Below are 24898 nucleotides of genomic sequence, written 5' to 3'. Positions count from 1 at the left end.
AAGCGCTGTGCTCAGGTGGCGTTCTTGGCGGCAACGAGCGCGTCGATCTTGGCGCACAGGTTCTTCATGACGAAATAGTCGTCGGTCGAGGCCTTGCCGTCATTGACCTCCTGCGTCCACTTTTCCAGCGGCACCTTGATGCCGAATTCCTTGTCGATGGCAAAGACGATGTCGAGGAAGTCGAGGCTGTCGATGCCGAGATCGTCGATGGTGTGGCTTTCGGGCGTGATCGTCTCGATATCGATCTCGCTGGTGTCGGCGATGATCTTGGCGACTTTGTCGAACGTAGTGGACAAGGGCTTTTCCTTCGATTGCGGGCGGAATCTGTCCGCATGTGTTTGGCGCTGTCTAATCGGTTTTTCCGGGCAGGAAAAGGCCTGATACGCCGGGCGCAGATGGGCTGGCTGCCCAGGCAGAGCAAGATGAGACCGGAATCCAGCCACGACTTCTCGTAGCAGTGGCATTTCGGCAACAGCTATCTCGCTCGACGTGAGGAGCGACGACGCCTCAGAACGTGACGCGGCCGAGCACGCGCAGGCCGTCGCCCTGCGGCTCGACGACCACGGCTTCGCCTTCGCGCGGCGAGATGCCGGTCAATTTCTTGATGTTTTCGAGATGTGTGACCATGACCAGATTGTCGGAGCCGGAATAGCCGCGGATCTCGGCCAGGATCGCAGCGATCTGGGCGGCCTTCTCCTTTTCGTCGGTCTTCAGCAGGTCAAGCGGTGCGAACGGCTCCGGCTCGCTTTCGAAAGCGATGCGGGCGGTCTCGAGGCAGCGGCAATAGCGGCTGGACAGCACGCGCTCGACCGGTGCCGCGCGGGCGCCAAACAGCGCGCCGATCTTGCGCGCCTGTTGCTTGCCGCGCTCCGAGAGATTGACCTGGGTCGCGCATTTGGCGAGGTCGAAATTGGCTGCATCGGTGGTGCCGGTGACCATGGCATGGCGCAGCAGGACTACATGTCCGCCGTCGCGCAGCAGCGCCCAGCCGGCTTCCGTCGCATGGGCTGTGGCGGAAACGGCAAGCAACAGCAGCGCCAGCACAAATCGAAGCATCAGACATCCTTTTCGGGTGACCGGCATATAGGGACGGCAAAGCCGGCTGAAAGACAAGCCGGGTGCAACCTTGAGCCGAGGCCGGCCTGCGCCAGCGCCAAGCGAGGCCGGTCCGGCTTCCCGTCTGAATAGGTACTGGTTCCGGCAAAGCTTATTCGCTACGCCGACACCCCCAAGCTGCATAGCGCTGCCAAGGCACCATGACCAAATGGCGATTAGCGAATTGCTTGGGCAGGTACATTCGTGAGGGAAGGGCGATTGCGCCGCGATCAGGGCTCGCCTATCACGGGAAAAATGTCTCCGCTTACCGAAACCGTCCTCTTCGTCTTCAGTCTCGTCGGGCTCGGCTATCTTGCCGGGTTCACCGGCTATCTGAAGCCGGCGAGCGGCGAGGGCGTATCCGAATTCGCCATCAACGTGGCAATGCCACTGTTGCTGTTCCAGACCATGATAAAGGCCGATTTCCACGGCGTTGCGCCGTGGTCGCTATGGGGCGCCTATTTCGCGGCGGTCGCGCTCACCTGGGCCGCCGGCCATCTGGTCATTACGCGCGTCTTCGGGCGGGACGCTCGCGCCGGCGTTGTCGGCGGTGTGTCGTCGTCCTTCTCCAACGTCGTCCTGCTCGGCGCGCCCTTCATCATCGGCGTGTTCGGGCCGGCCGGGTTCGAAGTGCTTTCCCTGCTCGTTTCCATTCACCTGCCGGTGATGATGATGGCCTCGATCCTCCTGTTCGAGATGTTCGGCCGCGGCGGCAGCGAACCCGTGCATCCGCTCCGCGTCGTCAGGAGCTTTCTCAGGAGGGTGTTTCTCAATCCGCTGATCATCGGCATACTGGCCGGGCTCGCGTGGCGCGTCACCGGCGCGCCGCTGCCGGCGCTTGCGACGCGGCTGAGCGACGCGCTGGCCGGCACGGCCGCCCCGGTGGCACTGTTTGCCATGGGGCTCAGCCTGCGCCGTTTCGGCATTTCCGGCAATGTAAGGCCGGCGCTGGCGCTGTCGGCGCTGAAACTGTTCCTGATGCCGGCGCTGGTTCTCGGCCTGGTCTGGCTGATCGGCCTGCCGCCATTGACGGCCAAGGTAGCGGTCATGGTTGCGGCGTTGCCGTCCGGGATCAATTCCTATCTCATCGCCGTGCAGTTCAACACCGGCCAGGCGCTGGCGTCGAACCAGATGACCATTGCCACCGCCTGCGCGGTCGTGACCACTGCGTTTTGGCTGACCGTGGTCGTCCATGTTTTTGGATAAGAGCCCGGCCGCATCGCTCTCGCTTTGGCTGGCCTAAACCCTATATGCCATCTTGTGATTGCTTGCGGGGCTTGCCCTGGGCTAAGAGCAGTGGCTCTAGCGATGCTATCGCGCACGTCCATTCACGAAATCAGCGACCGGCCCGCCAGGTGCCGAACGGAGGCGAGATCATGCTTCAGAAAACCAGCCATTTCATGCGGCAGGCCAATCTCATCAATGGCGAATGGGTGCAGGCCGATTCAGGCCAGACGGTCGACGTCAACAATCCTGCCACCGGCCTCAAGATCGGCACCGTGCCGAAGTCGGGCAAGGCCGAGACCCGCCGCGCCATCGAAGCCGCCGACACTGCCTTCAAGACATGGCGCAAGACCACCGCGCTCGAACGCTCGAAGCTGTTGCGCAAGCTGCACGACGCAATGATGGACAATCAGGACGTGCTAGCCGAACTGCTGACTATCGAGCAGGGCAAGTCGCTGTTCGAATCGAAGGGCGAGATCGGCTCGGCCGCGTCCTACATATTGTGGTTCGCCGAAGAAGGCCGCCGCACCTATGGCGACGTCGTTCCGTCACCCTGGGCGGACCGCCGCATCCTGGTGACCAAAGAGCCGGTCGGCGTCATCGCCGCCATCACGCCATGGAATTTTCCATCCTCGATGCTGGCCCGCAAGCTCGGTCCGGCGCTTGCCGCCGGCTGTACCGCCGTGGTCAAACCGGCGTCGCAGACGCCTTATTCGGGCCTTGCCTGGGGCGCGCTCGCCGAAGAAGTCGGCTTCCCGAAAGGCGTCATCAACATCCTGACCGGTGCCGCCGGTGAGATCGGCGACGAGATCTGTGCCAACCCGTTGGTCAAGAAGATCACCTTCACCGGCTCCACCGAGGTCGGCAAGATCCTGATCCAGAAGTCGTCGGTCACCGTCAAGAAAGTGTCGATGGAGCTTGGCGGCAATGCGCCGTTCATCGTCTTCGACGACGCTGATATCGACCGCGCCGTCGCTGGCGCCATCACCGCCAAGTACCGCAATTCCGGCCAGACCTGCGTCTGCACCAACCGCTTCCTGGTACAGGCCGGCATCTATGACCAGTTCGTCGAAAAGCTGGCTGCTGCCAGCAACGGGCTGAAGGTCGGTTCCGGCCTCGAAGACGGCGTCCAGCAGGGACCGCTGATCGACGAGAAGGCGGTGGAAAAGGTCGAGGAGCTGATTGCCGACGCTACCGCCAAGGGCGGTAAGGTCGTCGCCGGCGGCAAGCGCCACGCGCTCGGCGGCTCGTTCTTCCAGCCGACCGTGATCGCCGAGGCGACACCGAAGATGCGCTTCATGAAGGAAGAAATCTTTGGCCCGGTGGCGCCGGTATTCAAGTTCGAGACCGAGGAAGAGGCCGTGGCACTCGCCAACGACACCGAGTTCGGCCTGGCCTGCTATTTCTACACCGGCGATCTCGGCCGCGCCTTCCGGGTCATGGAAGGGCTCAAATACGGCATGGTCGGCGTCAATGAAGGGCTCATCACCACGCCTGAGGCGCCGTTCGGCGGCGTCAAGGAATCGGGTCTCGGCAAGGAAGGCGGCCATCAGGGCATCGAGGATTATCTCGACACCAAATATGTCTGCATCGGCGGACTTGGTCTCTAGAAGCCTCATGCGGTAATACCGAAAAAGACCCTGAGCCGCTTCGGAAAAGGCCAGGCTGGCGTCGAGCAACGAACTTGCGGGCATGGCGATGAAGGACGGCGAGGTTTTCGGCACGACGCAGGCGGGCGAGGAAGTCCGCCGCTTCACCATCCGTGGCGGCGGCCTTACCGCCAACATCATCGGGCTGGGTGCGATCATCCAGGATCTGCAGCTGGCCGGGCACGAGGCGCCATTGGTGCTTGGCTATGACCGTTTCGAGCATTATGAGACGGATACCGCCTTCTTCGGCACTGTCGTCGGGCGCTACGCCAACCGTATCCGCGACGGCCGCTTCACGCTTGCCGGCAAACGCTACCAGACCGACCGCAATTTCCTCGAAAAACATACGCTGCATGGCGGTTCGCAAGGTTTTTCGCGCCGGGCCTGGGCGGTTTCGCTGCATGGCAGGGATTTTGTCACGCTGACATTGCACGACCCCGACGGCACGATGGGCTTTCCCGGCGCGCTCGACGTGACCTGCACCTACCGGCTGAAGATCCCCGGCACGCTCAGCGTCGAGCTGACCGCGACCTGCGAGGAGCCGACGCTCTGCAACCTCACCCAGCATTCCTATTTCAACCTGGATGACGGCGGTGTCGGCGACATTCTCGACCACCGGCTGATGCTGAATGCCGGCGCCTATCTTCCTGTCGATGCGGATCTGATCCCGACAGGCACGGTCAAGCCGGTCGACGGCACACCTTTCGACTTTCGCCAGGCGCGGCCGCTGCGCATGGAGACCGAGGGCGAGCAGCTCCCCTACGACCAGAATTTCTGCCTTGCGTCGACGCGCGGTCCGCTGAAGCAGGCGTCGTGGGCGCAAGGCGCGAATTCCGGCGTCGAGATGGAGCTCTGGACCACCGAGCCGGGCGTCCAGCTCTATACCGGCCAGTATCTGGCGCCGTCCTCGCCTGGATTGGGCGGGCGCCAGTACAAGGCGTTTTCAGGCTTCTGCCTGGAGCCGCAAATCTGGCCGGATGCGCCCAACCGGCCCTATTTCCCGCAAGCCACGCTGTGGCCGGGCCAGATCTACCACCATGTGACGGAATACCGGTTCAGACTGCCTTGAGGGCGGGCATGACCGGGAGGACATGGCCTTCTCAGGACACCGCTTTGGCACGACCAGCCTGGATCAGCGCCTTTGCCGCAGCTGCCCCCGCTGCGAGGACCCGATCCGACAATTCCGTCCCTTCCAACGCGCGGGCGAGTTGAAGCGCGCCGATGAGCGTTGCAAATATGCCCAGCGCGACGCCCTCGGCATCCTCGGTCGGCGGCAGAGCGTCGGCTATCTGACGCACCAGGGATTTGGCACGCTCGGCATAGAGGGCTCGCGTCTCAGGCGGCTGGCGTGCAATTTCGGGCAGCAGCGCGGCCGAAGCGCAGCCCTGTCCTGGGTTATCCCGGTGCTCGGCCGATAGATACGTCTCTATCGCCATTTCCGGGCCGCCGGCGGCCAACGCTTCCTGCACTTGATGCGACTGAACGTCCAAGGCCGCGACCACGCTTTCGCGGACGAGCTCCGCCTTGGACTGGAAGTGCGGATAAAAGGCGCCGTTCGTCAGCCCGGCATCGCTCATGATGGTTGCCAGCCCGGACGCCGCGATGCCCTCAGATCGAAAACGTTCGGCGGCGACCTCCATGATTCGGCTGCGTGACGCGTCTTTTCGGCCCTTTTCGTAGCGCATGGTGTTTCTTTCCTGTCCTGCGATTGCATTATGCTCATAATCTGATATTACGATCATAATTCAATTCATGGAAACAAGCTAGACCTCTCGAACCTGGAACATCAAAAATGAATGGGAATTCTGAAAAAACCGCAATCGTGACCGGAGCCTCCTCGGGCATCGGCCGCGCCAGCGCCGAGGCTTTGGCGCGGGCCGGGTTCACTGTTTTTGGGACAAGTCGCAAGACCAGTAATGGCCCGGAAGGGGTGACCATGCTGGCATGTGACGTGACCGATGATGCGGCCGTCAATGCGCTCGTTGCCACTGTGCTCGCGCAGACCGGCCGGATCGACCTCCTGGTCAACAACGCCGGTGTCGGTCTGCTAGGAGGCGCCGAGGAGTCCTCTGTCGCACAGGTACAAGCTCTGTTCGACGTCAATCTGTTCGGCGTCATGCGGATGACCAATGCGGTGTTGCCGTCGATGCGGCGGCGCGGCGAAGGGCGCATCATCAATATCGGCTCGATTCTGGGACTGGTACCCGCGCCATACTCAGCTCATTACTCGGCGGTCAAGCACGCGCTCGAAGGCTATTCGGAATCGCTCGACCACGAGGTGCGCGCCTTCAACGTCCGAGTTTCCGTCATCGAGCCGGCATTCGTCCGCACCGTATTCGACCAGAACGGCATCGAGCCGGATTCGCTGTTGAAGGAATACGATCGGGCTCGAGCCGGGCTCAAGGCGCTGCTGGGCGATGTGATGCCCAAGGCCGATCGGCCGGAAGTGGTGGCGGATGTGGTTGTCAAGGCAGCGACCGATGCCCGTCCGCGACGGCGCTACACCGCTGGTAAGGCAGCGCGTCAGGTTAGCCTGCTGCGCCGCTTTGCCCCCACGGGGATTTTCGACAAGAGCCTGCGCAAGCAGTTCCGGCTGCCGGTCTGAACAGGCGGAGGATTTCACGCACATGCGACTAGCAACTACGACACATTTGGCCAGGCCCTACGAAACGGAGGCGCCAAGCATGACCCATACATCCAATCGGTCGCCGCGTTCACCGGCGTTGTTCCAGGACGCGCCAACGCTCTCGATCGATGTCGGCGGCACAGCATTTGCTTACAGGGAACTCGGGCCCAGGACGGGCGTGCCGGTCATCCTGCTCAACCATCTGTCTGCTCAGTTGGACAATTTTGATCCGCGCATCGTCGATGGCCTCGCTGCGACCCGGCGGGTGATTGCCTTCGACAATCGCGGGGTCGGCGCTTCGGGAGGCAAAACTCCGTCGACCATTTCCAGCACGGCGCGGGATGCAATCGCCTTTATCCGGGCGCTGGGGTTCGAAGAAGTCGATCTCTTCGGCTTTTCACTCGGCGGCTTCGTGGCGCAAGAGATCGTGCTGACCGAGCCTAAGCTTGTGCTCAAACTCATCCTGGCTGGCACGGGGCCGGCCGGTGGGCAAGGCATCGAGAAGGTGACGCCGCTGACGATCGTGGACATGATCAAGAGCGCGCTGACTTTGCGGGATCCGAAATACTATCTCTTCTTCACAAGGACGCCGAATGGGCGCCGCGCCGCGAAAGCATTTTTGAGACGGCTGAAAGAACGCCGGACCAACCGGGACAAAGCGGTATCGCTGAGCGCCTTCGGCGCACAACTCAAGGCGATCAAGGCCTACGGACTGCAGGCGCCGCAAGATTTGAGCACCATCCGTATTCCTGTTTTGGTTGCGAATGGCGACCAGGACAGGATGGTGCCGAGCAGCAACACCTACGACCTCGCCGGGCGTATCCCTGGGGCGCATCTGGTCATCTATCCGGATGCCGGGCATGGCGGGGTATTTCAGAACTACGCCGATTTCGTCCCGAAATCCCTGTCCTTCCTCGAGGCTGAGGCCTTGCCGCAGGGCGGCTATGCAGCTGAAAACGTTCGGCTTGTTTCGTCGCGGAACAGCAACAGACATTCTTAGAAAGTAACTGCCATGAAGGCATTCGTTGTCGATGAGTATAATAAAAAAGGCACCCTGAGGCTGGCCGAAATGCCGGAGCCGGAGCTCCAGGACTGCGATGTCCTGGTCGAGGTCCATGCCGCAGGGGTGAACCTGCTCGATTCCAAGGTCAGAACCGGAGAATTCAAACTCATCTTGCCCTATCGCCGGCCGTTCATCCTGGGCCACGACGTGGCTGGGAAGGTTGTCCGCGTGGGATCGAAAGTCCGCAAGTTCAAAGCCGGCGACGAAGTCTATGCGCGGCCGCGGGATGGCCGGATTGGGACATTCGCCGAATTCATTGCCGTGAATGAGGCCGACGTTGCCTTGAAGCCTGCGAATCTCACCATGGAAGAGGCGGCGTCGATTCCCCTGGTCGGGCTGACCGCGTGGCAGACGCTCATCGAACGGGCAAACCTAAAGAAGGGACAGAAGGTCTTCATTCAGGCTGGCTCCGGCGGCGTGGGAACATTCGCCATCCAACTGGCAAAGCACCTGGGCGCGACCGTTGCGACAACCGCGAGCGCGGCGAGTGCCGATCTGGTGAAAGGTCTCGGCGCCGACGTCGTCGTCGACTACAGGAAAGACGACTTCGAGAAAGTTCTGTCGGGCTACGACGTCGTCTTGAACAGCCAGGACGCCAAGACACTCGAAAAATCCCTGAGCGTGCTGAAACCGGGTGGCAAGCTCATCTCCATCTCCGGTCCGCCGGATCCCGAATTTGCCAGGGAAAAGGGGCTGAATTTGATGCTGAGGCTGGTGCTGCGACTACTCAGCCGCGGAATTCGGGCCAAAGCCAAGCGCCGTGGTGTGCAGTTTTCGTTTCTTTTCATGTGGGCGCAGGGCGATCAGCTGAGCAAAATCACCTCTCTCATCGAATCCGGTGCGATCCGCCCGATTGTGGATCGGATCTTTCCATTCGAAGCTACCAATGACGCCCTGGCCTATGTCGAAACAGGACGCGCCAAGGGCAAGGTCGTCATCAAGGTCAGATAGCAGTTCCCTCGAACGCTGCCCTCAGCGTCTCGAACGGCGCCAGCGCGCCGCGCACCTGCACGACGGCAGCGGCGACATGATGGGCGCGGTGCACGGCTTCTGCCGGGGCATGGCCGGCAAGGCGAGCGGCGAGATAGGCGCCGTTGAAGGAGTCGCCCGCGCCGGTGGTGTCGACAGGGTTGGCGACATGCACCGCCGGCACCAATTGCAAGGTTCCGTGTTGCGCGATCAGCGCCGGTTCCTCGCCGTTCTTGACGACGACCTCGCCGACCAGCTTTCGCAGCCTTTCGGCGCTTTCCTGCGGTGTCGTATCACCAAACAGCATCTGCTCGTCGGGAAAGGTGGGCAGCGCGATGTCGGCGACGGCGAGTGCCTCAAGCATCGCGGCCTGCGCTTCCTCGCGCCGGCACCACAGCCGCGGCCGGTAATTGGGATCGAAGGCAATCAGCGAGCCGGCGCCGCGCGCCTTGGCCACGGCCGTCAGCAGTACCTTGCGTGCGTCGTCGTCGAGGATTGCCAAAGTGATGCCGGAAAAATAGACAAGCGCCTGGTTTTCAAGGCTCTTCTGCAAGGCGGCCCGGTCCGAAGCCAACTGCCTTGCCGCCGCATCGGCCCGCCAATAGGTGAAAGAACGTTCGGCACCGGTCAGCGTGATCGCATAGAGGCCGGGGCGGGCGCCCGGTATCACCGGGCTGGCGCCGACGCCGATGCCGTTTTCAGCCAGGAACTTGATTTGGTCGCGCGAGAACGGATCGTCGCCGAAGGCCGACACATAGGTCGCCGGCCGCTTGCCGCTCAAGGCATGCAGCGCCCACAAAGTGTTGAACGTGTCGCCGGCAAAGCCCATGCGCCAGTTCGGCCCGGCATGGCCCGAAAGCTCGAGCATGCACTCGCCGATCGAAGCGATGCCGTTTCCTGCCATGAAGCACTCCTCCATCCTGCAATTGGGGTGCTGTAGCTTTTTGCGGCCGGCAGCGCCATGCTTGGCGACGGCGGATTCTTGCGCTTGGCGCGATTTCCCACAGGGGCGTGGGACGCGATCTGCCCAGCGAAACGTTATCCGCAGAACAGGAATGGGTTTGGTATCGTTATGGCGTTATCTTCTCGCAGGCCTCGGCCTGGCTGCCTTGCTCGCCGGCGTGCTGGCAATCGTCTATCTGACGGCGCCGCATGCGCCGCAACCAAGCTCGGACGTAGGCCGTTCCAAGACGACGGCGAACAAGCTGTTCGTGGCGGCTTTCGAGCCCGAGAAGGGCGTCATCCGGCAGGGCGAGCTGGAATCCTGGATGCTGACGCTGAAAACCGTCGAGGGTGCGCCGGTGGAAGGTGCTGCGATAACGATTTCCGGCGGCATGCCGCAGCACAAGCATGGTCTGCCGACCAGCCCGCAGGCGACCGATTACCTCGGCGAGGGCCGCTATCGCATCGACGGCGTGAAATTCACGATGAGCGGGTGGTGGCAATTGCATTTTGCCATTTCCGCCGCGGCCGGTTCGGACACTGTCGTCTTCAACGTGGTGCTGTGAGCCATAGATGAGCCGGTTTTCCAGTCTTCTCGCGTTGGTGATGATGGCCGTGCTCGCCGGCTGCGGCAGACCGGAGTTTTCCGACGCCGAGAAGCAGACCATCGCCTCATTGGCGCTGTCCAGGCTGCCTCCGCTGAAGCCCGATACTACTAACCGCTTCGCCGACGTACCGGCCGCCGCTGCACTCGGCTCGACGCTGTTCTTCGACACTGGGATGAGCGGCGACGGCACGGTATCGTGCTCGACCTGCCACAAGATCGACCGCCAATTCCAGGACGACCTGCCGCAAGCGGTCGGCGTCGGCCGCACCAACCGGCGCACCATGCCGCTGGCCGGCGTCGCGCATGATCCCTGGTTCTTCTGGGATGGGCGGCGCGACAGCCTGTGGGCGCAGGCGCTGACGCCGCTCGAAAATCCGTTGGAGCAGGCCGGCAACCGCGCCGCCTTCGCGCATTACATCGAGGTCCGCTTCGGCGAGCGCTACGAGCGCATCTTCGGGCCGCTGCCGGACTTTTCGGGCGTGCCGGCCAATGCCAGCCCGCTCGGCACCGACGCCGAGAAGGCGGCCTGGAACGCCATGCCCGCCAGCCAAGCCGAGGACGTGAACCGCGTCTTTGCCAATATCGGCAAGGCGATCGCCGCCTTCGAGCGCTCGATCGCGCCGCCGCAGACACGCTTTGACCGTTTTGCCTTCGACCTGGCGGCGGGCGCCGAGCCGAAAGGCGACGCCGCCTTTTCGCCGGAGGAAATCCTCGGCCTGAAGCTGTTCATCGGCAAGGCCAATTGCGTGACCTGCCACAATGGCCCGCGTTTTACCGACGGCAGCTTCCACGACACCGGCGTGCCGCCGGTCGTGGGCCTGCCGCCGGATCGCGGCCGCGTCGACGCGGTACGCCAAGTCGAGGCCGATCCGTTCAACTGTTTCGGCGCCTTTCGCGACGGCGATGCCAGCGCCTGCCGCGAGTTGCGCTTCATGGTCAAGGCCGGGCCGGAACTCGTCCGCGCCTACAAGACGCCGTCGCTGCGCGGTGCCGCCACCCGGCCACCCTACATGCACGCCGGGCAGTTTTCGTCGCTGGACGAGGTGGTGGCGCATTATTCCAGGGCGCCGGCAAGTGTCGAAGGCATATCCGAGATCCACCCGCTGCAGCTTTCGGATCGCGAACGCGCGGCGCTGGTGGCGTTTTTGAAGACGCTGGCGGAGTGAGGGACTTAGAAAGCCCGTCGGTAGCGATCCTTCGCGCCCCCCCTCTGTCCTGCCGGCGTCTCCTACCGATCCTTCACGGTCTCCATCGCGACAAACGTCGAGGTCTGGGCAACGTGCGGCAGGGCAGAGATGCGCTCGCCGAGCACGCGGCGGTAGGCGGCGATATCGGTGGTGCGGACCTTCAGCAGATAGTCGAAGCTCGACGCCATCATGTGACACTGCTCGATCTCCGGCACCGCCTGCACGGCGCGGTTGAAGGCGTCGAGCGCGGCTGAGCGGGTGTCGGAAAGTTTCACCTGGACGAAGGCGACATGGCCTTCGCCCATGCGTTCACGGTCGATGATCGCCTGGTAGCCCCTGATGAAGCCGTCCTTCTCCAGCCGTTTGACCCGGGCCTGCACCGGCGTCTTCGACAGGCCGACTTTCGCCGCCAGTTCCGACATGGAAAGCCGGCCATTGCTGCCCAGAGCCGATAGGATGTTCCTGTCGATCCGGTCCAATTGGTCTTCTGTCACTGGATCCCTGGTCGAATTGGAAGTTATCACTCCTAACGATAGATCAACCGACCTGTCCTGTCGATTTCTTTGGACCGACTGGAGTCCCTACTTATGTTAGCTTGCGCCATTCGGTCCGGTGACCGCCGGCCCGCTCCCTTATGCTCGCACTACAGGACCGCCATGCCAGCGCTCGACACCATCCGCCAGCAGATCCGTGCCAATTATTTGCCCGACGAAGACCAGGCGGTGAAGCGGCTGGCCGAGGCGGCCGGGCTGTCCGCGCAAGACCGCAAGGCCATTTCGGCCCGTGCCGCCGATCTGGTGCGCGCGGTGCGCGGCTCGTCCGATCCGCGGCTGATGGAGGTCTTCCTGTCCGCCTATGGCCTTTCGACCAAGGAGGGCGTGGCGCTGATGTGCCTGGCCGAGGCGCTGCTGCGGGTGCCCGACACCGAGACGATGGACGACCTCATCGCCGACAAGATCGCGCCGCACGACTGGTCGGCGCATTCGGGCGGCTCGAGCTCGATCTTCATCAATGCGTCGACCTGGGCACTGATGCTGACCGGCCGCGTGCTCGACGAAGGCGAGGGCGGCATCGAAGGCACGCTGCGCGCCATGGTGCGCCGGCTAGGCGAGCCGGTCATCCGCAAGGCGGTTGCGGCGGCCATGCGCGAGATGGGCGAGCAGTTCGTGCTCGGCCGCACCATTGCCGAGGCGGTCAGGCGCGGCCGGCCGATGACGCAGAAGGGCTATCTCTATTCCTTCGACATGCTGGGCGAAGCGGCCCGCACCGAGGCCGACGCGCTGCGCTACCTCAAAGCCTATGCCGACGCCATCTCCTCGCTCGATGCCGGCGCCAACGGCCCCGACATCCGCCAGAATCACGGCATTTCGGTAAAACTGTCGGCGCTGCATCCGCGCTATGAAGTGACGCAGAAGGAAAAGATGCTGCCCGTCATGGCCGAGCGGCTATTGTCGCTGGCGCTGGCGGCGCGCCATTCGCGCATGGGCCTCAACATCGACGCCGAGGAAGCCGACCGTCTCGAGCTGTCGCTCGACGTCATCGAGCGGGTGCTGGCCGAGCCGGAGCTTGCCGGCTGGAACGGTTTTGGCGTCGTCGTGCAGGCCTATGGCCCGCGCGCCGCCTTCGTCATCGACTGGCTCTACGCGCTGGCGAGGAAATACGACCGCAGCATCATGGTGCGGCTGGTCAAGGGCGCCTATTGGGACACCGAAATCAAGCGGGCGCAGACGCTCGGGCTCGACGGCTATCCGGTTTTTACCCGCAAGGCCAACACCGACGTCTCTTACCTGGCCTGCGCGAAGAAGCTGTTGGCAATGACCGATCGCATCTATCCGCAATTCGCCACCCACAACGCCCACACCGTCGCCGCCATCCTGTCGATGACGACGGAGCGCGATACATTCGAGTTCCAGCGGCTGCATGGCATGGGCGAAGCGCTGCATGAGACGGTGCGGCGGGCCGAAGGCACGCGCTGCCGCATCTATGCGCCGGTCGGCGCGCATTCCGACCTGCTCGCTTACCTGGTCCGCCGGCTGCTGGAGAACGGCGCCAACTCCTCCTTTGTCCACCAGCTCACCGACGAGGAGGTCGAGCCCGAGGACATCGCCCGCGACCCGCTCGAAACGGTGGAGAAACAAGGCCCCGCCGCCAATCCGGCGATCGTGCCGCCGTCGGCGATTTTTGGCCCCGGCCGGCGCAATTCCAAGGGTTTCGACATCACCGACACGCTGACGCTGGCGGCGATCGACAAGGCCAGGGCCGAGTTCGCCGGGCCGGAGCGCTGGCACGCCAAGCCGGTCAGCCGCGCTGCCGGCTATGGCAAGCAGCGTCCGGTCGTCAATCCGGCAAAACCTTCGGAAGTGGTCGGCACGGTCAGCGAGGCCGGCGCCAAGCAGGTCGAGACCGCCGTGCGCATCGCCGTCGAGGCACAACCGGCATGGGCAAGACGCCCGGTCGCCGAGCGCGCCGCCATCCTCGACCGGGCGGCCGATCTCTACGAGGCGAACGCCGTCGAGTTCTTTGCGCTCGCCGCCCGCGAGGCCGGCAAGTCATTGGCCGACGGCGTTGCCGAGGTCCGCGAGGCGGTCGATTTCCTGCGCTACTATGCGGCCGAGGCCGCCAATGCCGAGGCGGGCACCGAGGCGCGCGGCGCGATCGCCTGCATCTCGCCGTGGAATTTTCCGCTGGCCATCTTCACCGGGCAGATCGCGGCGGCACTCGTCACCGGCAATTCGGTGATCGCCAAGCCTGCCGAGCAGACGCCGCTGATCGCCTTCCGCGCTGTCCAGCTACTGCGCGAGGCCGGCGTGCCGGAGGACGTCATCCAGCTTCTGCCCGGCGCCGGCCCCTCGGTCGGCGGCCCGCTGACCGCCGACCCTCGCATTGCCGGCGTCTGCTTCACCGGCTCGACCGAGGTCGCCAAGCTGATCGAAAAGCAACTCGCCGAGACCGCAGCGCCCGACGCCATGCTGATCGCCGAAACCGGCGGCCTTAACGCCATGATCGTCGATTCCACAGCACTTCCCGAACAGGCGGTGCGCGACGTCCTGGCCTCCGCCTTCCAGAGCGCCGGCCAGCGCTGCTCGGCGCTGCGCATTCTCTACGTGCAGAAGGACGTCGAGAAGAAGATGCTGGAGATGCTGAAGGGCGCGATGGAAGCGCTCAGCCTCGGCGACCCCTGGCGGATCGCGACCGACGTCGGCCCGGTCATCGACGACGAGGCTCAAGCGTCGATCCGCGACTATTGCACGAAAATGGGGCTGCAGGGCCGGCTTATCGCCAAGCTCGAGGCGCCGAAGGACGGCCGCTTCGTCGCTCCGCACGTCTTTCGGGTCAAGGGCATCGAGGAGCTGGAGCGCGAGGTGTTCGGGCCGGTGCTGCATGTCGCCACCTTCGATGCCGACGACATCGATGCGGTGATCGCCGCGATCAACCGCAAAGGCTATGGCCTGACCTTCGGCCTGCACACCCGCATCGAAGGCCGCGCCCAGCATTTCGTCGATGGCATCCATGCCGGCAACATCTACGTCAACCGCAACCAGATCGGCGCCGTCGTCGGCGCGCAGCCGTTCGGCGGCGAGGGGCTTTCCGGCACCGGGCCGAAGGCCGGCGGGCCACATTATCTCCGGCGCTTCCGCAAGGGACCGGAGGCCGGCACCCATCTTGCCGAAGGCCGCAAGGTGACGGCGACCGAGCTCGCCGACAATCTGCCGGATCCGGCGTTTGGCGGCTGGTCGACGCGGCCGGACCGCGTCGCCATCCTGAGGAAACATCTGCGCGGCAAGGGCGCTGCGGCCATCGGTGCCGCCGCCGCGATCGATTTCGGCCAGGTCGACCTGCCCGGGCCGACCGGTGAGGCCAACACGCTGTCGCTGTCGCCGCGCGGCCGCGTGCTCTGCCTCGGCCCGGACGCGGATACGCTGCTTGCGCAGACGATCCAGGCGCTGGCCGCCGGCAATGCGGTGCTCGCCGTCGCCCCCGGCGCGCCGGCGGCGCTGTCGGCGCTGACCGGCAAGGGCCTGCCGCTGGCGGCCATCGACGGCCGGCCGGACCCGGTCGAAGCGCGCTCGCTGCGGGTCGATGTCGTCGCCTTTTCTGGCACCCTCGAGGCCGCGCGCATCGTGCGCAAGGTCATCGCCGAGCGCGCCGGCCCGATCGTGCCGCTGGTCAGCGAAGTGCTTAATCCGGCTGCCTACGCGCACGAGCGCGCTGTCTGCGTCGATACCACGGCGGCGGGCGGCAATGCCAGCCTGCTGGCCGCGGCGTAGGTTTCGCCGGGCTCGCGTATCGCCGGCAGGGGCGGCGCCGATTTTGGTGCCCGCATGGGACGATCGTTACCTGATGCCGAGCGGCACCTGGAATTGCCAGGCCGAGCGACCGGCTCCGTCTGGAATAGGGGGAAACGGGGAAGCCCGACGGACTGCGTCGAGTGCGGCCTTGTCCAGCGCGGCAACACCCGAACTTCCCGTCAGCCTGGCGGACCGGACGCTGCCGTTCGAGCCGACAGTAAAGGCGACGGTTGCTGTGCCGGTGGCGCGCGTGCGTGTCGAATTGAAGGCCCGCACCAGCTTTGACCTGATCTTGCCGGGATAGTTCGTGACGGCTGCGTTGCCGACGCCTGATTTGCCGCCCCTGCTGGCGGTCAGGATCTTGCCGTTCTTCTCGCCGTCGGCCGTGCCGCGCGCGACATCCGTTTCGTCACGGCCGCCGGAGCCGGTCTTTTTCTTTTTGGAATCGGCTTTGGCAAATACCTTGCCCGCCTTCTTGCGCGCGACCGGCTTTTCAGGCCCATCTGGTTCGGCTTTCCCGGCCGGCGTGTTCTTTGCGGTTGCCTTCTTCGGCTGCCTGGGTTCCGGCCTGTCCCGCTTCGGTCCTTCCGCCGCGCCGACTGTCTCGGTTGTCTGAATTGTTTTGGCTGGCTTCGGATCGGCTGGTGCCGGTGCATCTGTCTCGGCAGGTTTGGCCGTTTCGACGGCGCTGACTGGCGGCGGCACGGCATTGTCGTCGGCAGGCACCAGCCGATCGGTCGCAAGAACGTCGGGCGATGGGTCCTGGGGCGCCGACTGTGCAGGTGCTGGCTCGGTGCGATCGGCAGGTGCAGCAGTTTCTGTGGCGGCCTCGCTGACCGGCTCGACCACTTCTGTGTCCGATGCTTCGGCCGCGTCAGTGACCGGCTGGAGCGTCTCCTCCGCCGCGGTCGCCTGTGCCTCGACCGTTTCGACGGACTTGGCCTCGTGCATGGTCACCATCGTTACGTTCGCGACTTCCGGGTCGTCTGCGACATCGTCGGCCGCCTGCTGCGGGTCGGCGCCGAGCAGCATTTCGCCTTGCTGGTCGGCACCTTCGATCCTTGGCCGGTCGTCCAGCAGCGCGAGAAAAGCCAGCGCCACGGCTACATGGAACGCGCAAGAGCAGGCGATCGCCACCGTCCAGTTGCGGCGCCGCTGCTTCTGTCGTACCCGCCGCAATGGCTCCGCAGGTATCGTCGGCAAGTCGCCGTCGGCATCGACGATGTAACTGTCTTCCGGTCTGTCGCCCGGCGAAACGCGGAGCGCCCCGAGCGGGATGGCGAAATCCGGCTCGTGGGATTCCGGCGGCAGGAAACTGGCCAGCGGCCACGCCACGGCGTTTCCTGTGAATGCGGGTTCCAGTCCCAAAATTCAGACCCCGAAGGCGATGCCGGTCCTGGTCTGCGTCTTCAGCCCGCGCATGCAGGCATTCGGCTCGGCGCCGGCGCATTCCGTGGCGCTGTTGATCAACACGCGGCTGACTTTGCCGCAATCGGTGCCGGCAAGGTCGAAACGCGTCACCTTGGTCTTGCCTGCCGGCAGCTCCTTGAAATCGAGCACGGTCAGCCGATCGACGACACCGGCCTCGTTGAACAATGCGATCTCGAATGCCGCCTTGGAAAGACCGGCGCCGAGATTGTTGGTGACCACGAAGGTCAGACGGCAGCCTTTGTCGGAAGGCTGCGCACCGTTCAGTTCGAGGAGAAGCGCCGGCGCTTGCTGTTGTGTCCACGCCGGAGCCACCGCAAGCGATATTGCCAGCACCGCGGCGAACAGATGAAGGGACGCCGTCACGCCTGTCATTGTCGTCAGCCTCCTAATCTCATGGTCGCCGCCAGCTTCAGGGTGACGCCGGGCTCGTAGACGACACTCGTGGTCGACGCGTTCAGCGGGTTGGCGTATTTGACGTCGAAGAGATTGTCGGCGCGGAAATCGACCTTGAAATTGTCGGTCGCCTGGTAGCTGGCGAAGGCATTGACCAGCGTGTAGTCCCTGGCCACCGGGTTGCCCTGCGGCTTCCCGTTGTACTGCACCTCGCCGCCGATGGTCAGCCGGTCCTCGAGAAAGCGAAAGCCGAGTTGCCCGGTGACCTGGGAGGAGGGGACGGTGACAAGGTCCGCCCGTTCGCCTTCATAGGAAATCGTGTGGCCGTCAGTGATCGAGGCGGAAAGCCCGGCAAAGCCCCAGGCGGCGTCATAGACGCCCTCGATCTCGAAGCCGTGGATCTTGGCCTTGGCGAAATTCTGATACTGGAAACAGATCGGTATGCCCGGACCGAACGGGCAGCCGCTGGTCGGGTCGAACGCCGATAGCGTTACGCCGTCGATGTAATCGTCGACATTGTTGTTGAAGTAGGCCGCCTTCAGCCGCAACGCGGCGTCGGCCTCAATGACGCCGTTGGTGTTGTAATTGACGCCGAATTCCACCGTCTTGCCGGTTTCGGGCTTGAGATTGGGATTGGGGAGGAACGGGAAGCTGACGCCTGCCGGATGATTGCCGCTGATTAGGGTCTCCGACAGCGAAGGGGAACGGTAGCCTTCCGCATAGGTGCCGTAGAATTGCAGCCCGGAAAGGCCGGCGGTTTCGAAGGGCGAAACGCCTACTGTGATGCGTGCCGACAGCTGGTCGCCAGAGGATTCGCCGACATCGCTGTCGAGCTTGTAGCTGTCGTAACGCAGCCCGGCGATGACCTCGAGCCAGTCCCAGGTGAGCTTGTCCTGAACGTAGGCACCGGAGACGTTCCTGTTGCCCGAGGGCGTGTAGAAACTGTCGCCGCCCGCCGTGCCGCCTGTCTCGACATCGTCGCCAACCCAGTCGCCGCCATAGGTCAGCTCATGCGCAATGCCGACGGTCTCGAATCTCGACGTGTTCCAGATGTCGATGCCGGAGGTGCCGATGTCGAACGTCGATTTCGAACCCGCCGGCAGAACCACAGGCAGGCCGGTGACCGGATCAAACCGGTTTTGCGCGACAAGGGTCGTCAAATCGAGCTTGGTCTTGTTGTACGAGGCGTTGATGTGGAGATCGAGCCAGCTCTTATCTTCGTCGGTGATGTTGTAGCGGGCCGTGAAGGTATTCGCTTTCAGGTCGGCGTCGTTCACCGGCGCACTGCCGCTGGTCTCGGTCCATCCGTCGTTCGAGCCGATCCAGCCCAGCTTCAGCTCGCTGTTTTCGCTGGGGCGGATGGTCGTCTTGAGGAGGCCGCTCAAGACGTCGAAGCAAGTACCCGCTACAGTGTCGCCGCCGCCATGCTTGTAGTTGTCATAGTCGCGGTAGACGATATTGCCGAGCACGTCCCAGTTCTCGTTGATCCGAAAGGCGCCGGTGGCGCTGGTGGTCCAGCCTTCGCCGTTGGTTTCGTAGCGCCCGGTCGTGGATGCCGCCCAGGTCTCGTCCGGCTTGAGGAAATCCTGAGCATCCTTGGTGTCGAAAAAGACGACGCCGCCGATCGCCCCGGAGCCGTAGGTGTTGGCGACGGGGCCGCGGATCACGTCGACGGATTTGATCAGTTCGGGATCGATGTAGAAGGTCGATTGCGTGCCATGATCCGAGCGCTGGAAATTCTGGCGGGCACCGTCGACGATGACGGAGACGCGGCCGAAATCCTGCAGGCCGCGGATGTTGATGCTGGAACTGACACGCCTTGCGTCGGCCTGGACGGCGACACCCGGCACACCGAACAGCATCTCGTTGGGCGTCGTTGCCATGCGGCGCTCGAGCTGTTCCTCATCGACATGGCTGGCTGAAGCAAGCGACTCGATCGCCGTCTCGCCGGTACGGCTGAGGATCAGGATCTTGTCGAGCAGCGTGGTGCCGGGGGCCGGCATTACCTTTTCGGGCTGTCGAGACGGGTCAGTCTGCTGCTGGTCGGCTGCCGGTTGGGCGGCCTGCTGGGCGCCGGTCGGTGTGGCGAGCAGCGGGATCGCCGCCGCGCCGGCCAGCAACGCGGCCATTTTGCTTGTCATAAAACAATGTGCCAGGCCGCTGCCCGCCAGCCGTCCCCAATTCGCCAACCCCATGCTGCAACTCCAAGAATCCAAGTTCGATGCTGGCTGGCTTGGGGCTCGCTGGCATTTTTCTCGCGTCCGGCGTCTTAAATGTTGACTCATTTACTCCGGTATTGCACTGCTAGATAACATGACCATTCGAGTCAAGAATTGATCGGCATTTCACGCAGGCGCCGAGCCAGATGCCCGGCACAAAACAGGGAGCGAACCCATGAACACGCACAATCCCAGCGACTTTCGCTATCGCGTCCGCCGTTCCGACGAAAATTCCGTCCATTTCGACCGGGTCCAATCGGCCGTGAGAACGCTGTCCAGCAACACGCTGTTCCAGGGCGAGCACGAGATCGGCATCGAACATCACGGTGCGCTGTATCGGCTGAAGATCACCCGGCAGGGCAAGCTCATCCTCAACAAGTAGGTGGTAGAAATGGACCAGCGCGTAAAACCCGCCCCGCACGAGATCCGGCGGGCACGGGCAGACAATCCGAAGATGCGCGAGCGCGACCTCGCCGCCCAGCTCGGTATTTCGGAGGCCGAACTGGTCGCCGCGCATTGCGGCGACGGCGTCGTGCGCGTCGAGCCGCGTGTCAACGACCTTTTGACTGGCCTCGAAGCTGTCGGTGAGGTGATGGCGCTGACCCGCAACGAAAGCGCGGTGCACGAGAAGATCGGCGTCTACGACAACGTCGTCACTGGCAATCACAATGCCATGGTGCTCGGTGAGAACATCGACCTGCGCATTTTCCCAAAAGTCTGGGCGCAGGGCTTTGCCGTGGAAAAGCGCGATGGCGCCGACATCCGCCGCAGTCTGCAGTTCTTCGACGCCGCAGGCGAGGCGGTACACAAGGTGCATCTCAGGCCAGCCTCCAACCTCTACGCCTATCAGAAACTGGTGGCCGGGCTGGAATCGCCGAACCAGGAGCCGACGGTGGCGATTTCAGCGGGCACGGCTGACGAGACCGAGACTGCGGACAATACGGCGAGCATCGACGATCTGCGCGACCGTTGGAGCCAGCTGACCGACGTCCACCAGTTCTTCGGCATGCTGAAGACACTGAAGATCAGCCGCCGACAGGCGGTGCGCATGGTCGGCCAGGACTACGCCTGGCTGGTCGACAGGGGTGCGGTGAACGCCATGTTCAACCACGCCGCTGCTGGCGGCATGCCGATCATGTGCTTTGTCGGCAATCGCGGCTGCATCCAGATCCATTCAGGCCCCGTCGCCTCGATCAAGCCGATGGGACCATGGCTCAATGTGCTCGACGAGACCTTCCATCTGCACCTGCGCACCGACCACATCGATGAGGTCTGGGCCGTGCGCAAACCGACCAAGGACGGCCATGTCACGTCGCTCGAAGTTTATGGCGCCGACGGCAAGATGATCGTCCAGTTCTTCGGTAAGCGGCATGAGGGCGGAAGCGAGCGCGAAGACTGGCGCTTTCTGACCGAAAACCTGCCGCGTATCCCAAGCCCGACCGCAGCCTGAGGAAAACGACGATGGTTGTTTTCTCCAGGCTGGCATCGGTCTCCAGGTCGGCGCCTGGTCCTGCGGCCGCTGTTTTCCTGGCGTTCGTCGCGCTGATGCCGGCTCAAGCCGCCGAGGGCATCGCGACTTTCGCCGACCGCTCGAGGATCGTGGCCATCGGCGGCTCGATCACCGAGATCGTCTACGCGCTCGGTCAACAGGATCGTCTTGTCGCGCGCGATTCGACCAGCCGCTATCCGCAAGCGGCGGCGGAACTGCCTGATGTCGGCTATATGCGCCAGCTGTCGCCGGAGGGTGTGCTGTCGGTCAATCCGTCGGGCATATTGGCCCTGCACGGCAGCGGACCGAACGAAGCCGTCGACGTCTTGAAAAAATCGAGTATCCCGTTCATCGATGTGCCCGAGCGCTATGACAATCAAGGCATTCTCGAAAAGATCCACATCGTCGGCAAGGCGCTCGGCACCGAGGCCAAGGCCGATGCGCTGGCGGCCCAGATCGACGCCAAGCTCAAGGCAGCCGAAAAGCAGACCGCCTCGATCAAGGATCGCAAGCGCATCCTGTTCGTGCTGTCGATGCAGGGTGGCAAGCTGCTTGCCGCCGGCAGCGACACCGCCGCCGACGGCATCATCAAGCTTTCGGGCGGCATCAACGTGATCGACGGCTTTGCCGGCTACAAGCAATTGTCGGACGAGGCGGTCATCACCTCCAGGCCCGACGTGATCCTGGTGATGAACAATGCCGGGCCGGCCACCGCGGATGACGAATTGTTTTCGAACCCTGCTGTGGCTTCGACGCCGGCGGGTGCCGCCCGCAAGCTGATCCGCATGGACGGCGGCTATCTGCTCGGCTTCGGCCCGCGCACGGCCGACGCTATCCACGATCTCGCCGTCTCGCTCTATGGCGGCCAAGTCACGGATTGAGCGCGATGGCCGACCATTCGATCGCCGGTGCGCAGGGCATCATGGCGACGGCAGCCGAGGGTGACCGTTCGCGGCGCGCCCGCCTCGTCATCGTGCTGCTCTGCGTCGGGCTGGCTATCGCCGTGCTGTTGTCGCTGACCTCCGGCGCATCCGATGCCTCGGCCATCGGCGTCATGCGCGACTGGCTGTCCGGCGCACTGCCCGGCGAGGCGGCGTTGAGCGCCCGCGACCGCCTGATCATCCATGACATCCGTCTGCCGCGCATCATTCTGGGCGTGCTGATCGGCGCATCGCTTGCCGTCTCTGGTGCCGTCATGCAGGGGCTGTTCCGCAATCCGCTGGCCGACCCCGGCCTGATCGGCGTTTCGGCCGGATCGAGCCTCGGTGCGGTCGCCGTCATCGTGCTTGGCTCGACCATGCTGGCGCCGCTGACTTCGGCGCTCGGCACGCTGGCCTTGCCGCTGGCTGCGTTCTGCGGCGGTCTCACAACGACATTGCTGCTCTATCAGGTCGCGACACGGCAAGGCCGGACCTCGGTCGCCACCATGCTGCTCGCCGGCATCGCGCTGGCGGCGCTTGCCATGGCGCTGACCGGCATCCTGATCTTCATGGCCGACGACCGGCAACTGCGCGACCTGACCTTTTGGCAGCTCGGCTCGTTGGGCGGCGCAACCTGGCAAAAGATCGGCTCGGTCGGGCCGGTTATCGTGCTGGCGCTGGCGGCAATGCCGTTCCTGGCGCGCGGCCTCAACGCGCTGGCGCTCGGCGAGGCCACTGCCGGTCATCTCGGCGTTCCGGTGCAGCGGCTGAAATACACCGCGATCGTCGGCGTCTCGGCAGCGGTCGGCGCGTCGGTCGCCGTCAGCGGCGGCATCGGTTTTGTCGGCATCGTCGTGCCGCATTTGCTGCGCCTGCTGATCGGCCCCGACAACCGTTACCTGCTGCCGGCATCGGCGCTGCTCGGCGCCGCGCTGCTGCTGTTGGCCGACGCCGTTGCCCGCACCATCGTGGCCCCGGCCGAATTGCCGATCGGCATCGTCACCGCAGTCGCCGGTGCGCCGTTCTTCCTGTGGATCCTGCTGCGTAAGCGCGGCGTCATCGACCTGTGAAAGTTTGCCTATGATCGAAGCGCGCGATGTCTCAGTGGCGATCGGCGGCAAGCGCATCGTCGCCAATGTCGATTTCGTGGCACGGCCCGGCGAAATCGCGGCCATCGTCGGCCCCAACGGTTCGGGCAAGACGACCTTCCTCAGAGCACCGTCCGGCGATCTTGGCTATTCGGGAGAGATCACCATCAACGGCCGCAATCTATCGGCGATGAAGCCGGTCGAGGCGGCGACCGTGCGCGCAGTGCTGCCGCAGGCGATGACGCTGTCCTTCCCGTTCACCGTGCGTGAAATCGTCAGGCTCGGCCTGGTCGGCGGGCGCTCCGGCGCGCTGCCCGGCGAGGGCCAGCGCCTGCCCGAACGGGTGCTGGCGCGCGTCGACCTCGACGGTTTTGCCGGCCGCTTCTACCAGGAGCTGTCCGGCGGCGAACAGCAGCGCGTGCAGCTTGCCCGCGTTCTGTGCCAGGTGTGGGCGCCGGTGCTCGACGGCAAGCCGCGCTATTTGTTCCTCGACGAGCCGGTGTCCAGCCTCGACATCAAACACCAGCTGATCATCATGGACATCGCGCGTGATTTCGCCAGACGCGGCGGCGGCGTGGTCGCCATCGTGCACGACCTCAATTTGACGGCGATGTATGCCGACCGGATTTTCGTCATGCATCGCGGCAGGCTCGCCGCTACAGGTTCGCCGCAACAGGTGCTCAGCGACGAACTGATCGAAAAGGTCTTCGATTGCCGGCTGAAGGTCGGCGCGTTGCCGGCCGCAAACATGCCGTTCGTATTGCCGCAATCGGCAGCGTAGGCAATCAGGGAAATCAGGCGGCCGGCGCTCTTTGCACCAGCATGTCGATGCCGAGTAAGTGCCGCACATTGGGGCGCGCCGCCACCAGATCGGCGATCGTGTAGCGTGACAGCACGGCGAAGAAGGCGTTGAGCGCTTCGCGCAATGCCGAATTCAGCGCGCAACTGTCAATCAGCGGACATTCGGCGGCGTCGTTCTCGAAGCACTCGGCCATGGCAAAGCTTTCCTCCGTCACCCGCACGACATCGAACAGGCTGATTGATTCGGCCGCGCGGCCGAGCCTGACGCCGCCATTCCTGCCACGCACCGTTTCGATCAGGCCGTTTTCGACCAGCGGCTGCAGGATCTTGAACAGGAAAAGTTCCGATACCGAATAGGCAGCGGCGATCTCGGGGATGCGGCTCAACCGTTCGGTGTTGGCGGCGCAATACATCAGAATGCGCATGGCGTAGTTGGTCTGACGGGTAAGCCGCATTGTGTCCTCACATAACAGTGGTTGGCGTCAATATGGCCTATAGTTTGGAACAATTCCAGACTGGCGCTGCATAATAGATGAATTCCGGCGTCAAGTTTGCGTGCACGATTGCGCACCGGAACCAGCGGCGCGCTTTCTGGGGCAGGCGGCACTAGATAAGTTCGCATACACGATCAGGAGCGGCCCATCATGTCACGACCAGCCCCGGTATTTGCATCCGTCGCGTCCGCCCGGTTCGATGCCGATGCCAAGCTTTCGGCGCTCAGGCGCACCAAGTTCGTTGCCGCCGCAGCACTTGCATTTTGCGTGCTGATCTTTGCGGCGGCGAAATCGCTCGAGAGCCGGCATGCATGGCTGGGCTTCGTGGGCCCCCGAGCCCGCGGGGGGGCGGGGGGGGGGGGGGGGGGCGGGGTTTGGGGGGGGGGGGGGGTTTTGGGGGCCGCCGGGCGGG

The 24898-nt window shown here is 64.0% G+C and carries 23 protein-coding genes and 1 pseudogene; 15 read left to right on the top strand and 9 right to left on the bottom strand.

Annotation, left to right across the window (positions count from 1 at the left end; genetic code table 11):
* Positions 1–11 precede the first annotated feature (11 nt).
* Both AC0L2P_RS10025 and AC0L2P_RS10020 read right to left on the bottom strand, forming a co-directional pair.
* Complete coding sequence (locus tag AC0L2P_RS10025; RefSeq protein ID WP_023719977.1) at positions 12–296, bottom strand: acyl carrier protein; 285 nt, start codon at positions 294–296, stop codon at positions 12–14.
* 211 nt (positions 297–507) lie between these two features.
* Positions 508–1056 carry a histidine phosphatase family protein gene (locus tag AC0L2P_RS10020; RefSeq protein ID WP_473501065.1) on the bottom strand — a complete coding sequence of 183 codons (549 nt, stop codon included), beginning with the start codon at positions 1054–1056 and terminating at the stop codon, positions 508–510.
* A gap of 294 nt (positions 1057–1350) precedes the next feature.
* Between AC0L2P_RS10020 and AC0L2P_RS10015 the strand changes: the two genes are divergently transcribed.
* From AC0L2P_RS10015 to AC0L2P_RS10005, 3 genes are all read left to right on the top strand, one after another.
* Entirely contained in the window at positions 1351–2301 is a 951-nt protein-coding gene (locus AC0L2P_RS10015) for an AEC family transporter (RefSeq protein ID WP_473501064.1), read from the top strand.
* 170 nt (positions 2302–2471) lie between these two features.
* Positions 2472–3929 (top strand): NAD-dependent succinate-semialdehyde dehydrogenase, encoded by a 1458-nt coding sequence (locus AC0L2P_RS10010; RefSeq protein ID WP_473501063.1) that lies wholly within the window; start codon positions 2472–2474, stop codon positions 3927–3929.
* A gap of 82 nt (positions 3930–4011) precedes the next feature.
* The gene (locus AC0L2P_RS10005; RefSeq protein WP_473501062.1) at positions 4012–5037 is read left to right on the top strand and encodes an aldose epimerase family protein; all 1026 of its coding nucleotides are present in this window, start codon (positions 4012–4014) and stop codon (positions 5035–5037) included.
* 31 nt (positions 5038–5068) lie between these two features.
* Here AC0L2P_RS10005 and AC0L2P_RS10000 read toward each other — a convergent pair whose 3' ends face one another.
* A complete protein-coding gene (locus tag AC0L2P_RS10000; RefSeq protein WP_473501061.1) occupies positions 5069–5653 on the bottom strand; it encodes a TetR/AcrR family transcriptional regulator in 585 nt (194 codons plus the stop codon).
* Between the two features lie 107 nt (positions 5654–5760).
* On the opposite strand from AC0L2P_RS10000, the gene AC0L2P_RS09995 reads away from it, so the two are divergent.
* The 3 genes from AC0L2P_RS09995 (at position 5761) to AC0L2P_RS09985 (ending at position 8608) form a co-directional block, all read left to right on the top strand.
* Positions 5761–6573, top strand: a complete 813-nt coding sequence (locus AC0L2P_RS09995) for an oxidoreductase (RefSeq protein WP_473501060.1) — start codon at positions 5761–5763, stop codon at positions 6571–6573.
* A gap of 79 nt (positions 6574–6652) precedes the next feature.
* Positions 6653–7594 carry an alpha/beta fold hydrolase gene (locus AC0L2P_RS09990; RefSeq protein ID WP_473501059.1) on the top strand — a complete coding sequence of 314 codons (942 nt, stop codon included), beginning with the start codon at positions 6653–6655 and terminating at the stop codon, positions 7592–7594.
* Positions 7595–7606: 12 nt separating this feature from the next.
* On the top strand, positions 7607–8608 hold the full coding sequence (locus tag AC0L2P_RS09985) for an NADP-dependent oxidoreductase (protein WP_473501058.1): 1002 nt from the start codon (positions 7607–7609) through the stop codon (positions 8606–8608).
* On the opposite strand, the gene AC0L2P_RS09980 is transcribed toward AC0L2P_RS09985, so the two are convergent.
* Complete coding sequence (locus tag AC0L2P_RS09980; RefSeq protein ID WP_473501057.1) at positions 8601–9530, bottom strand: sugar kinase; 930 nt, start codon at positions 9528–9530, stop codon at positions 8601–8603. The genes AC0L2P_RS09985 and AC0L2P_RS09980 overlap by 8 nt on opposite strands.
* 157 nt (positions 9531–9687) lie before the next feature.
* On the opposite strand from AC0L2P_RS09980, the gene AC0L2P_RS09975 reads away from it, so the two are divergent.
* On the top strand, positions 9688–10134 hold the full coding sequence (locus tag AC0L2P_RS09975) for a FixH family protein (RefSeq protein ID WP_473501181.1): 447 nt from the start codon (positions 9688–9690) through the stop codon (positions 10132–10134).
* Positions 10135–10141: 7 nt separating this feature from the next.
* Complete coding sequence (locus AC0L2P_RS09970) at positions 10142–11341, top strand: cytochrome-c peroxidase (protein WP_473501056.1); 1200 nt, start codon at positions 10142–10144, stop codon at positions 11339–11341.
* Positions 11342–11403: 62 nt separating this feature from the next.
* Here AC0L2P_RS09970 and AC0L2P_RS09965 read toward each other — a convergent pair whose 3' ends face one another.
* On the bottom strand, positions 11404–11856 hold the full coding sequence (locus tag AC0L2P_RS09965) for an Lrp/AsnC family transcriptional regulator (protein WP_023676441.1): 453 nt from the start codon (positions 11854–11856) through the stop codon (positions 11404–11406).
* 162 nt (positions 11857–12018) lie between these two features.
* On the opposite strand from AC0L2P_RS09965, the gene putA reads away from it, so the two are divergent.
* Positions 12019–15630: a bifunctional proline dehydrogenase/L-glutamate gamma-semialdehyde dehydrogenase PutA gene (gene putA, locus AC0L2P_RS09960; protein WP_473501055.1), complete on the top strand. Its 3612-nt coding sequence runs from the start codon at positions 12019–12021 to the stop codon at positions 15628–15630.
* A 66-nt stretch (positions 15631–15696) separates the two neighbouring features.
* On the opposite strand, the gene AC0L2P_RS09955 is transcribed toward putA, so the two are convergent.
* Genes AC0L2P_RS09955 through AC0L2P_RS09945 form a run of 3 tightly spaced genes read right to left on the bottom strand, consistent with a single transcriptional unit; the run spans position 15697 to position 19670 of the window.
* Positions 15697–16986: an energy transducer TonB family protein gene (locus tag AC0L2P_RS09955; RefSeq protein WP_473501054.1), complete on the bottom strand. Its 1290-nt coding sequence runs from the start codon at positions 16984–16986 to the stop codon at positions 15697–15699.
* A 36-nt stretch (positions 16987–17022) separates the two neighbouring features.
* Entirely contained in the window at positions 17023–17454 is a 432-nt protein-coding gene (locus tag AC0L2P_RS09950; protein WP_473501053.1) for a hypothetical protein, read from the bottom strand.
* A 5-nt stretch (positions 17455–17459) separates the two neighbouring features.
* Positions 17460–19670 carry a TonB-dependent hemoglobin/transferrin/lactoferrin family receptor gene (locus AC0L2P_RS09945; protein WP_473501052.1) on the bottom strand — a complete coding sequence of 737 codons (2211 nt, stop codon included), beginning with the start codon at positions 19668–19670 and terminating at the stop codon, positions 17460–17462.
* 199 nt (positions 19671–19869) lie between these two features.
* On the opposite strand from AC0L2P_RS09945, the gene hemP reads away from it, so the two are divergent.
* From hemP to AC0L2P_RS09920, 5 genes are read left to right on the top strand one after another with little or no spacing between them, the layout of a single operon-like run.
* Entirely contained in the window at positions 19870–20076 is a 207-nt protein-coding gene (gene hemP, locus AC0L2P_RS09940) for a hemin uptake protein HemP (protein ID WP_352830999.1), read from the top strand.
* 9 nt (positions 20077–20085) lie between these two features.
* Positions 20086–21144 carry a hemin-degrading factor gene (locus AC0L2P_RS09935; protein WP_473501051.1) on the top strand — a complete coding sequence of 353 codons (1059 nt, stop codon included), beginning with the start codon at positions 20086–20088 and terminating at the stop codon, positions 21142–21144.
* 11 nt (positions 21145–21155) lie between these two features.
* Positions 21156–22064: a heme/hemin ABC transporter substrate-binding protein gene (locus tag AC0L2P_RS09930; protein ID WP_473501050.1), complete on the top strand. Its 909-nt coding sequence runs from the start codon at positions 21156–21158 to the stop codon at positions 22062–22064.
* Between the two features lie 5 nt (positions 22065–22069).
* Positions 22070–23173 carry a FecCD family ABC transporter permease gene (locus tag AC0L2P_RS09925; RefSeq protein WP_473501049.1) on the top strand — a complete coding sequence of 368 codons (1104 nt, stop codon included), beginning with the start codon at positions 22070–22072 and terminating at the stop codon, positions 23171–23173.
* A 10-nt stretch (positions 23174–23183) separates the two neighbouring features.
* Positions 23184–23972 carry a heme ABC transporter ATP-binding protein gene (locus tag AC0L2P_RS09920; protein WP_473501048.1) on the top strand — a complete coding sequence of 263 codons (789 nt, stop codon included), beginning with the start codon at positions 23184–23186 and terminating at the stop codon, positions 23970–23972.
* Between the two features lie 13 nt (positions 23973–23985).
* Here AC0L2P_RS09920 and rirA read toward each other — a convergent pair whose 3' ends face one another.
* Positions 23986–24447, bottom strand: a complete 462-nt coding sequence (rirA, locus tag AC0L2P_RS09915) for an iron-responsive transcriptional regulator RirA (RefSeq protein WP_352721072.1) — start codon at positions 24445–24447, stop codon at positions 23986–23988.
* Positions 24448–24636: 189 nt separating this feature from the next.
* Here rirA and AC0L2P_RS09910 point away from each other — a divergent pair.
* A pseudogene (locus AC0L2P_RS09910) lies at positions 24637–24898 on the top strand (hypothetical protein); the annotation flags it as partial.

The organism is Mesorhizobium sp. WSM4836, from assembly GCF_055811815.1.
The sequence above is the reverse complement of the archived record's forward strand: the minus strand, read 5'-3'. Positions and strand labels throughout refer to the sequence as shown.